At 74.2% G+C, this 2,206-nt stretch carries 2 protein-coding genes and 1 pseudogene; 1 reads left to right on the top strand and 2 read right to left on the bottom strand.

Translation table 11 applies throughout. The features are described 5' to 3' along the window. Together ACWDS7_RS48025 and ACWDS7_RS48020 are read right to left on the bottom strand one after the other, a co-directional pair. A pseudogene (locus tag ACWDS7_RS48025) lies at positions 1 to 903 on the bottom strand (hypothetical protein); the annotation flags it as partial. Next, entirely contained in the window at positions 900 to 1,430 is a 531-nt protein-coding gene (locus ACWDS7_RS48020) for an RNA polymerase sigma factor (RefSeq protein ID WP_451934760.1), read from the bottom strand. The pseudogene ACWDS7_RS48025 and the gene ACWDS7_RS48020, both read right to left, overlap by 4 nt. 229 nt (positions 1,431 to 1,659) lie before the next feature. Between ACWDS7_RS48020 and ACWDS7_RS48015 the strand changes: the two genes are divergently transcribed. Beyond that, complete coding sequence (locus tag ACWDS7_RS48015) at positions 1,660 to 2,088, top strand: OsmC family protein (RefSeq protein WP_451934759.1); 429 nt, start codon at positions 1,660 to 1,662, stop codon at positions 2,086 to 2,088. The last annotated feature ends 118 nt before the right edge of the window (positions 2,089 to 2,206 follow it).

Genomic DNA, 2,206 nt, shown 5'->3' with positions numbered 1-2,206 from the left:
GGTGGTTTCCCGCTCCTCGCCGCCGCGGGTGGCGTACTGGTCAGCCAGGGCGGTCGCCTTAGCCACGTCGTGGGAGTGGAGGTTCTCCATCGCCCGGACGAGGCGGCGCGTGCGCGTCATCGTGGTCTGCGGCTCGGTGGCCAGGAGCTGCCCGCGCAGCCGTGGCCCGGAGCGCGACAGCGTGGCCGCCCGCGGCCGCAGGTCCGCCGCCCGGCCGGTGTTCTCGGCCGGGCCCGGGACCGAGTGCCGGACCTCGGGCGAGATCCTCGCCCAGCCGCCGTCCCCGAACGGCCTGCCCGCCGTCCGCAGCGTGCGGTAGGTCCCCCGGCCGCTCACCGGGGTCCAGCGCCGGACCACCCACGGCATGATCTCCGAGGTCGCGCCGCCCGGCCCCACGGTGGTGGCCAGCAGCCACTCCTCGGTCCTGACGTAGCTCCACGGCCCGGCCTCGGGACGCGGCCGGGCCTCGGCGAGGGTGGCCAGCTCCAGCAGCTCGGCCGAGGCCGGTGGGAAGGACGCCATCGGGCGGGGCGGCGGCTGCCCCAGGGGCTCGCTGGCCGCGATGCGGGCGATCCTCGCCAGGCCCTCCGAGAGCTCCGGGCCGGCACGGCCGGCGGGGCCCGGCGGCGGTGTGGCCCCGGCGGGCGCCGGGACCGGCCCGGGCTGCGGCGGGATCCGGAAGGGGACCACCGCCGCCACGGCGACCCCGAGGGCCGTGACCGCCAGCGCCGCCCCTCTCCCCCGCAGCCCCCACGGCCGTCCGGGCCGCCGGGCGGTGTCCCCACGCATGACCCGCCGGAGAGCCTCCTCCGCGCCGGGACCGGCCCCGCGCGCCGTATGCGGGGGGACCGGGTTGTGCCGGACCATCAGCTCGCGGATCTCGTCGTGGTCTTCCGGGATCACCGCTCCCCCTCCCCGCACTCCAGGCGCATCCCGCGCAGGGACTCGGCCAGCCGCAGGCGGGCCCGGCACAGCCGTACCCGGACCGCGTTGGGGGTCAGGCCGAGGATCCGGCCGATCTCCTCGACGGCGAGGTCCTCCCAGTAGTGCAGGCGCAGGACCTCGCCGTCCTTGGGGCGCAGCCGCGCCATGGCCGTCTCCATCGCGCCGCGGACCTCCTCGTCACGGGAGCCGCCCCCGGGCGGGTCGGGCGGCAGCTGCCGTAGCAGCCCCGCCAGCCGCTGCCTGCGGCACTCACCGCGGGTGGCGTTCCTGACGTGCCCCCAGGCCACGCGGTACAGCCAGGCGACGACGGCCCGGTCGTCGTCCCGGGGGATCCGGTGCCTCTTGCGCCAGGCGGTGTGAAAGGTGCAGGAGGCGATGTCGTCGGCCACCGCGAGGCCGACCCGGCGCGCCGCGTACGCCCACACGGGCTCATAGAAGGTGCGGAACATCCAATCGAACCATTTCTCCTCGTCGTCCTCCGACACGGCCGCCCCTTCCCAACATGCCGTCACCGTTCTTACGTCCGGCACCGAGGACTCGATTACAGAACAGACCTGAACGACGACCGAAAGTGACGGCCGTTCTCCCGTGGACGGACGAGAGCGGCGCCGGCGGAGACGGGCGGGCGGCAACGAGCGCTCCGGGGATGATCACCGCTCTCCCGGCGAGTAGGGTCGTTGATGGCTAACGCTTCGTGATCGAAAGGACATCGCCATGGCGACGACACGTACCGCGACGACTCAGTGGAAGGGTGCGCTGCTCAACGGGTCGGGCACCGTCGAGCTGAACTCGTCCGGGGTGGGCACGTTCGACGTGTCCTGGCCCTCCCGGGCCGAGCAGGCCAACGGCAAGACCTCGCCGGAGGAGCTCATCGCGGCGGCGCACTCCTCCTGCTTCTCGATGGCCCTGTCCCACGGGCTGGCCCAGGCGGGCACCCCGCCGCAGTCCCTGGAGACCAGGGCCGACGTCACCTTCCAGCCGGGTGAGGGCATCACGGGGATCGTCATCTCCGTCCGCGGCCAGGTCGAGGGCCTGTCCGCCGAGCAGTTCCAGCAGGCGGCCGAGACCGCCAAGGCCAACTGCCCGGTGAGCAAGGCCCTGGCGGGCACGACGATCACCCTCGACGCCGAGCTGCTGAGCTGATCTCCGGCCTCCCGTGGCCGCGCCGCAGTGCACCCAGACGGCGGCGATCTCTCGGGGCGGGATGAGGTCGAGGCTCAGCGTGCCGTTCTCGACGGTCAGGCTCTTCATGAGGGTCTGA

The sequence above is a fragment of the Streptosporangium sp. NPDC003464 genome (assembly GCF_053588315.1).
This window is presented reverse-complemented; position numbering and strand designations above follow the sequence as displayed.

What these genes read in the sequence shown, in the direction of transcription:
- ACWDS7_RS48015 (WP_451934759.1), top strand. Translation starts at nt 1,660, where the DNA reads ATGGCGACGACACGTACCGCGACGACTCAGTGGAAGGGTGCGCTGCTC.